The organism is Nonlabens sp. (genome assembly GCF_051251825.1).
GTDB lineage: Bacteria > Bacteroidota > Bacteroidia > Flavobacteriales > Flavobacteriaceae > Nonlabens.
The window spans coordinates 91451-99191 of record NZ_JBPOGG010000009.1; the positions used below are offsets into that span (position 1 = coordinate 91451).

The 7741-nt window shown below is 37.5% G+C and carries 6 protein-coding genes; all 6 read right to left on the bottom strand.

Annotation, left to right across the window (positions count from 1 at the left end):
• Positions 1-16: 16 nt before the first annotated feature.
• The 6 genes from ACSHWW_RS11330 to ACSHWW_RS11355 all read right to left on the bottom strand — a co-directional run bounded on the left by ACSHWW_RS11330 (position 17) and on the right by ACSHWW_RS11355 (position 6929).
• Positions 17-616 (bottom strand): NUDIX domain-containing protein, encoded by a 600-nt coding sequence (locus ACSHWW_RS11330; protein ID WP_435682574.1) that lies wholly within the window; start codon positions 614-616, stop codon positions 17-19.
• Positions 617-661: 45 nt separating this feature from the next.
• Positions 662-1135 carry a nucleotidyl transferase AbiEii/AbiGii toxin family protein gene (locus tag ACSHWW_RS11335; protein ID WP_435682575.1) on the bottom strand — a complete coding sequence of 158 codons (474 nt, stop codon included), beginning with the start codon at positions 1133-1135 and terminating at the stop codon, positions 662-664.
• Positions 1135-1317: a hypothetical protein gene (locus ACSHWW_RS11340; protein WP_435682576.1), complete on the bottom strand. Its 183-nt coding sequence runs from the start codon at positions 1315-1317 to the stop codon at positions 1135-1137. Before ACSHWW_RS11340 ends, ACSHWW_RS11335 begins: the two co-directional genes overlap by 1 nt.
• 165 nt (positions 1318-1482) lie before the next feature.
• Positions 1483-2769, bottom strand: coding sequence for an amidohydrolase family protein (locus tag ACSHWW_RS11345; RefSeq protein WP_435682577.1), 1287 nt, complete (start codon positions 2767-2769; stop codon positions 1483-1485).
• 2 nt (positions 2770-2771) lie between these two features.
• A complete protein-coding gene (locus ACSHWW_RS11350) occupies positions 2772-5717 on the bottom strand; it encodes an amidohydrolase family protein (RefSeq protein ID WP_435682578.1) in 2946 nt (981 codons plus the stop codon).
• 87 nt (positions 5718-5804) lie between these two features.
• On the bottom strand, positions 5805-6929 hold the full coding sequence (locus tag ACSHWW_RS11355; protein ID WP_435682579.1) for a DUF3810 domain-containing protein: 1125 nt from the start codon (positions 6927-6929) through the stop codon (positions 5805-5807).
• Positions 6930-7741 lie beyond the last annotated feature (812 nt).

A 7741-nucleotide genomic window follows, 5' to 3' on the forward strand; every position in this document is an offset into this window, starting at 1 on the left:
TAATTTGTAATTTAAATTAGAGACCTCTCGACTCCGCTCGAGGAGCCATAAACTTATTCAACAAATACCATTGAATCCCAATCAACGAAATAGAATTATTAAAAGCACCTTTATCAAGGTGTTTTTTGATTTCAGTTCTCTTAATCTTTACCAGTTCAATATCTTCCTGTTCAACTACCGCGCCGCCACCTTTTAGGGTTTTGTCTGTTGAACTGACCTCAGTATAATACAAATGGATTTGCTCAGAGCAGCCACCAGGTGATGGAAAGTAAGTGGTTATGAGTTCCAGTTGTTCAGTTACATAGCCTATTTCTTCTTCTATTTCTCGTTGAGCACAGTTAATAGGATTTTCTCCATCTTCTACAGAGCCTGCCACCAGTTCAAGCATCCATGGACAGTTACGTCTCGCGCTAGGATATCTAAATTGCTTTGTGAATAAAAAGCTATCAGTATCCTTTTCATAAATCAATACGGCAATACTATCACCTCGCTCTAGACAAATGCGTGTAGCGTCTATCATACCACTTTCATTAAATTTATCATGAGAAACTTGTGCTTCTAGAACTTTAAAGAAGCCATCGTAAACTGTTTTTTCTTTGTTGATGGAGTGTTTCATATAGGGTATTAGAAAGCCAGTCTGTTGGACTGGCTTTATGAATGACTAGTTGTTTTTTCTTTTCTGTAATTCTTGAATATCTAATAAGTCTTTAGGTCGTCCAGCCTTAATTTTACTAATAATAAGATCATCATAAGATATGACTCGCCATCGATAAACTTTTTCTTGTTCAAAATCTACTTGAATAGATTCTTCGAAAATATCATCAAAACTTTTGTTGACTGAAAATCTTGTAATCAATTCTAAATTAAGAGAACTAGGTGAAAATTTAATGGATATATTTTGTTCTTGTTTTAAAACTTTTTCTGGAAATGAATCTATATCGTAATTCATTTCTTGAAACACTTTTAAGAGCTTTTTAAAATTATCTTCTGTAGGGTTGATCCAGAAGTCTAAGTCTGCTGAATGACGCTGATAACCATGAAAATTTACCGCACCACCGCCAATAAGAATCATTTGGACTTGATGCTTATTTGCTATAGTTATAAATTCTAAAATATTGTTGTCCCATTCCTGCATTACTTCCTTTTTTCAAGAACAAAATTTCCACGATCATCTTTAATGTGATTTTTGCGAGGTAATTTTAAAATAGCATTACTCAAACTCATAAAACGAAGTAAACGTTCAGCACCACTAAGTGCTAGAAATTCCTTCTCTTGTGCGGCGTTGCTTTCCGCTTTAGTTTGAAATGTAATTTTCATAATCTATTGCTTGTTGTACTTCTCATCGTAACTAGAGTTTTTAACTCGTGTTCTAAAATACCTACAATATCAAATTTACTAATTATTGTTGATACTCTTTTCAAACCATAGGTAACAATAAAGCCAGTCTTTATGGACTGGCTTTAAGTTTAATGAGAAATAAATTTACTGCTTACTATACTTCTCCATATAACGATCGCTTAATTGCTTTTGTCTGGTGTACAACGAGATATCACGGCCATCTATAAAAGCACGAGTCAATTGATTACCACGCATATCTAGCGCGTCTCCTTTTGAAATAAATAAGGTAGCGCTCTTTCCTTGTTCTAGAGAACCATAATCTTTCTCTATTCCTAGAACTGTTGCAGCGTTAAGTGTTACTAGTTGTAGCGCTTTTTCTGCATCCATTCCATAACCAACTATTGTTCCTGCATAAAAAGGGAAGTTACGTGCTTGGTGACGTTCCATATCTCCAGAGTTTTCTAGTGCTACCATCACTCCAGCATCACTTAATAGCTTAGGGAACTTGTAAGGCATATCATAGTCTGCATCATCTCTTGCTGGTAAATCGTGTACACGACCGGCAAGAACTGGAATTTTCATTGCATTCAATTCCTTGGTTACATTTTGTGCACCTTGCGCACCTACTAAAACTACTTTCTTTAATCCTTGCTCTTTTATAAAACCTAAAACATCACGTATGGCTTTCTCTCCATTCACATGAAAATAAGCTGTAGCATTTCCAGCAAGAACTGGTTTTAAAGAAGCATATTTTAAATCCATCTTTCCCGTTCCTGTATAAGCTTTGGCAGCTGCCATGAATTGTGTGAGCTCTTCAACTTGCTTATCATAGTTTTTACTAGGAATAGTTGGTCCTGGTTCATACCAGCTACCAGATCTACTAAAAGTTCTAGGCCAGTTGATATGCACACCATCATCTACACGTACAGCTGCATCTTCATAGTTCCAAGCGTCCATTTGCATCACGCTGCTTTGACCAGAAATACGTCCACCACGTGGAACGACCTGAGCAATTAAAACACCATTAGGTCTCATGGTTTCAACCACACGACTCTCAGCATTATATGCAATCAAACTACGTATATGCGGATTAAATGTTCCTATTTCTCTATCATCATCACTGGCTTTTACAGCATCGATTTCTACCAGTCCTAGCGTTGTATTACAAGCGATAATTCCTGGATAAACGTGCATACCGCTAGCGTTAATAACTTCGCCTTTTGGAGACATGCGTACCGTCGTAGCATCAGCCACCGTGGTGATTTTACCGTTTTCTATGACTATGACACTATTTTCTATCACTTCACCATTTCCTATGTGCGCGGTTGCGTTCATAATCGTGTAAGCCTTACTCGACTCAGGTGCTGGCGTTTGTTGTGCTGCTGCGGTAAATCCGAGTACAGCGCAAAATATGTATATGATTCTTTTCATGATTACCATTCTAGCGTGTTACACTCATATAGAGTTTTAGTAGATTGTTTAGGCTCTTGAGTTTTAAGCCCTTTATTCTTTGCAGCAATCATCTCATTGATGAGCTGCTGGCGTTCTTCTTTTATGCTTTCGCGAAAGCGTAAATCACGTTCCTTATCAAAAAACACAATCCCATCGATCATCGTAATCTCTGCGGTTGCCGTAACTGATAATGGATTTGCGTTCCAAAGAACCAAATCTGCATCTTTTCCAGTTTTGATACTTCCAGTACGGTCGTCTATGTGAAGTAGTTTTGCAGGATTCAAAGTCACAAATTTCCAAGCATCTTCTTCACTAACACCACCGTATTTTACAGATTTTGCAGCTTCTTGATTCAGTCTTCTTGACATTTCAGCATCGTCAGAGTTAATGGCTGTAACGACTCCTTGTGAGTGCATGATTGCAGCATTGTAAGGAATAGCGTCGTTTACTTCATATTTATAAGCCCACCAGTCTGAGAACGTAGATCCACCTACGCCGTGCTCCTTCATTTTGTCAGCCACTTTATAACCTTCAAGAATGTGTGTAAATGTGTTGATACGGAAACCGTGTTTCTCAGCAACGTTCATCAACATCGTGATTTCGCTCTGTACATAAGAGTGACAGGAAACAAATCGCTCACTTTCTAGAATTTCTAGCAGTACTTCCATTTCCTCATCATAGCGGAATTTCTTAGTTCCTTTTGAATTTGCATATTCTCTTGCACGAGTGAAGTAATCTTCAAACACCTGTTCCACACCCATACGAGTTTGCGGGAAACGCACACCATTCTGGTAACGAGATTGCTTTACATTTTCACCTAGTGCAAACTTGATGAATTTAGGACTGTCAGCATAGATCATTTCGTCAGGAGAGAAACCCCATTTCAATTTGATAATAGCACTGCGTCCACCTATAGGATTTGCAGATCCATGCAATAGCTGGGAAGTAGTAACACCACCAGCAAGATCTCTGTAAATGTTTACATCTTCATGATCTACAACGTCTTCAATGGTAACCTCGGCAGTAGAATTGTGTCCAGCCTCATTTACTCCATTATCAATAGCGATGTGACTGTGTTCATCTATGATACCACTTGTCAAATGCTTTCCAGTAGCATCAATAATACGAGCGTTGCTAGCACTTAAGTTTTTACCTATTTTGGAGATTTTTCCATTCTTAACGAGAACGTCTGTGTTTTCAAGAATTCCGTCCTTCTCGTTAGTCCATACTGTAGCGTTGCGATAGAGTACTGTTTCTTCTTGAGGTTTCATCGCGCTACCATAACTTACATTTGGGAAAGTAAGGTTAGTTATAGTTTTCATTTCTTCCTTTTCCTCTTTATCCTTTTCTTCTTTCTCTTTAGGATCTTCTTTAGTAGCTGTAAATACCATTTCGTTTCCGTTAGGTAGATATGCGGTTCCTGTTAAGCGGTCTTCATTTGATACTTTACTTACCATTCTGGTAAATGATTTATTGTCAGCATCTTTATGAGAAGCGGTAATAGTCACCCAATTACCGTCATAACTTATTTTTCCACCTAGTTTAGTACTGTCTATTTTAATACTCACTTTCTTAGCATCTCCAGAGATGTCCATTTTATAAGTGTCTCCAGCAATAAGTGCTGTATAAGTTCCGTCGATATCTTTACGATTGCGGTCTTTAACAACATGCTTAGAACCTTGAACCCAATTCTCATAAATCTTGCTATCCTTTTCAAATAAAGGACCCGAAGTCATAATGAAGTTGGCCACTTTTCCATTTTCAAGTGTTCCTACCATATTATTTACGCCTAGGATTTGAGCAGGCTTAGTAGTAAGTGCAGCAAGTGCTTGGTCTGCAGTAAGTCCATATTCCATGGCCATTTTTAATTTCTCCATGATTTTATCTGGAGATTTTAATCCTTTAGTAGTTATCGCATAGTTGATTCCTGCTTGAGATAATAGATAAGGATTTGCAGGCGCTTGTTTCCATTCACGCATATCTGCAAGGTTCACATACCATTCTTGGTAAGGATTTGTTACATCATAAGCATCTGGGAAATTGATTGGTAGAATAAGAGAAGCTTTAGTGGCTTTAATATCATCTATCATTTCATAAGCATCTTCACCACCTATGATGACAAATTGCTTTCCTACGCGATCACCCATTTTATCAACTCGCAAGATATTTTTCTTATCGCCAGCTTCTATGAATTGAACTAAATTTTTGTTTGCCACAAGAGCTTCTAGCGATAGATCACGAGTAGTACTATTTCCTTTAGCATACCAGTCAGCATCAAAGTGAGTCTGACGTAATAAAGCCAGTGTTCCCATCAACGAAGTAGGATAGGACTGTCTGGTTTGTGTACTGCGTTTTAAAGAGAAGAAGTTTCCGCTTTCTTTTTTGAGAATACGTGTAGCATCATTACTGTTGTTATTTAAAGCGACCAGCATACCTGTTCCACGCGCGATTCCATCATTTAGGTGAGTTTGAACAGCACCATAACCAGCCTCGATCATCTTCTTAGCTTCTTTCTCATCATACTTGTAGAAATTCATGGCATCTTGCTCAGAGCGTATGTGGTCGTTCCAGTAGAATCCTTTACGGCCTTCATCATACTGCTGTCCACTACCAGTAGCTTTTTTAGGTTTTTCCATACCAAAATCTGCATAAGGCTCAATAAACGACGGATAAATGTAGTTTCCTTTTGCATCTTGAATTACTGCTCCAGACGGAATAGCAATACCGCTACCTATGTTTGAGATTTTTCCATCCTTGAGGATGATGGTTCCATTTGTAATAACGGTTCCTGGTTTAGTGACTATTGTAGCATTTGTAATGGCTACAATTACTTCACCACGAGCAGAAATATCGTCGTTATTAGGGAAGTATTCCTGTGCACTGGCAATACCGCAGGCAAGGAATAAGAGTAGAAGTACTCGTTTCATTAATAAATGTTTTTGAAATTAGATTTTAAAGATAGGGAATCGAGTCATTTACAATCCTTAAAAAGTGTTAATGAAATTAACAACTTATCAGCCGTTTACAAGCAATGCCACTACATAGCTATAGGTTTTCATCCCATCGGGTTGATTGTTTGCCTTTAAATACTGATTATAGGTGGCTTGAGAAACTTGCTCAATGACTCCATCATTATATGGTTCCCAGAAATCGCTGAGTTCTTTATAGTTTTTAAGTATTCCAGGTCTTAAAGTGGACTTTATTTCTTCAAAAGCCTCTGGATCTTTTTTATATAAATCATTCAGCAAATAACGTAATCCAAAAATATAAGCACTGTAATTAAAGTAAGGATCTTCATGTTGTATTCCAGCATAAATGGCTACATAATTAGCTTCGTTTTCTTTTGCAAATCCTAGTTGGTGCGACATCTCGTGTAATATCAAAACAGGTGTTTTATAGCAATTGATCCATGCATTAGTCTGCGCTTCTCCTGTAATAGGATTCAAGTAACCACTATAACCCATATGCGTCAACGGCATGGTGAGTAAAGATTCTTTAATGCTGTTGGGAAATAATTTTTGTCGCAATTGAGGTTGTGGTAAATGTTCAAATCCACTACTGGCAATAGAGAAAAGTTCTTGCTGTGAACGCTCAAAAGCCACCGGCATACTATCTACAGCCTGTAGTTTTTCATGAGTGATATTAGAAAGATCAGCATATAACTCGACGGTTTTCTTCAAATCTTCTAAGCTGTATTCTTTTTCAATATTTAGTGTAACGTTCAGCGGTTGTCTGTAATAATTAAAACCCCATAAGAAATGAAATAATAATAGGATGATATTTAATGCTGTAAAAAGTTGGGTATATCGCTTTCGTACCGCAACAAGTGCGGCACAAGCTCCTTTTTTATTACGCTTTCGCGAAAGCAAAATAGAAAAAGGAAGCGTAATGAATTCCTTCTTAGAAATCCACAACCATCGCAGAATCATAATAATTCCTGCTCCGTACATTATGTCTCCAAAAGAAAACGGAATCCAGCCTAAACCGATGCGCATCGCTCTCGAGATGTATAGATAAATACCATTACTGTAATAGGTTTCTATGAACTCTGGGAAATTGCGCAGACTGTAATAGAAAGCGATTTGCAGCAAGAGCAAACCTATGGCGATGAATAAATGGCGTTTTCTAGTTCCGAGCATGGTGCTAAGATACTTTTTAAACTTAAATCTAAATTTAAACCAAAACTTAAAAAGCTATCAAATGAAAAATCAGAATCAAAATCAAAACGAAAATCAAAATCAATAGAACAGTTGTGTGAATAATTTTACTACTATCAAGAAACCTCACCCTTTAGGGTTGGGGAAAAGGTTTCGGATTTCAAATTGCTTGAGCTTTGATTTAAACTTAAATCTAAATTTAAACCAAAACTTAAAAAGCTATCAAATTAAATATCAAAATCAAAATCAAAACCAATTCAATGATAATACAACCTGTCATGCTGAACAGCGTTTCAGCATCTGCTTGTGATGGAAATCAATCCTCATTCTATCTCATTTTCCACAATCTTATCTTCTCAACCAGCAGATTGAAGTCTGCCGCTGTGAATGTAACCTGTCGCCTACGGCGTTCTTACTATTTGCGCCGACTGAAGTCGATTTTTTAATTTTCATTTTGCATTTGCCTTTGAAAAAAGGTTTAATGCGGAATCTGCTTGTGATGTAAATCAATGTTTATTCTATCTCATTTTCGACAATCCTATATTCTCAGCCAGCAGACTGAAGTCTGCCGCTGTGAATGTAACCTGTCGCCTGCGGCGTTCTTTTTATTTGCGCCGACTGAAGTCGGCTTTTTAAATGGCGGCGGTAATAAATTTTGTAGAAAAAAATTGTCAGCAACCAACATTTGACTAGGGTTTTTTTTTCTTTTAACTCACCAACTCACCAACTCACCAACTCACCAACTCACCAACTCACCAACTCACCAACTCACCAACTCACCAACTCACCAACTC

Bases quoted from the DNA above. Each gene is read 5' to 3' on its own strand.
- ACSHWW_RS11355 (WP_435682579.1), bottom strand. From the start codon at position 6,929: ATGCTCGGAACTAGAAAACGCCATTTATTCATCGCCATAGGTTTGCTC.
- ACSHWW_RS11330 (WP_435682574.1), bottom strand. From the start codon at position 616: ATGAAACACTCCATCAACAAAGAAAAAACAGTTTACGATGGCTTCTTT.
- ACSHWW_RS11335 (WP_435682575.1), bottom strand. From the start codon at position 1,135: ATGCAGGAATGGGACAACAATATTTTAGAATTTATAACTATAGCAAAT.
- ACSHWW_RS11350 (WP_435682578.1), bottom strand. From the start codon at position 5,717: ATGAAACGAGTACTTCTACTCTTATTCCTTGCCTGCGGTATTGCCAGT.
- ACSHWW_RS11345 (WP_435682577.1), bottom strand. From the start codon at position 2,769: ATGAAAAGAATCATATACATATTTTGCGCTGTACTCGGATTTACCGCA.
- ACSHWW_RS11340 (WP_435682576.1), bottom strand. From the start codon at position 1,317: ATGAAAATTACATTTCAAACTAAAGCGGAAAGCAACGCCGCACAAGAG.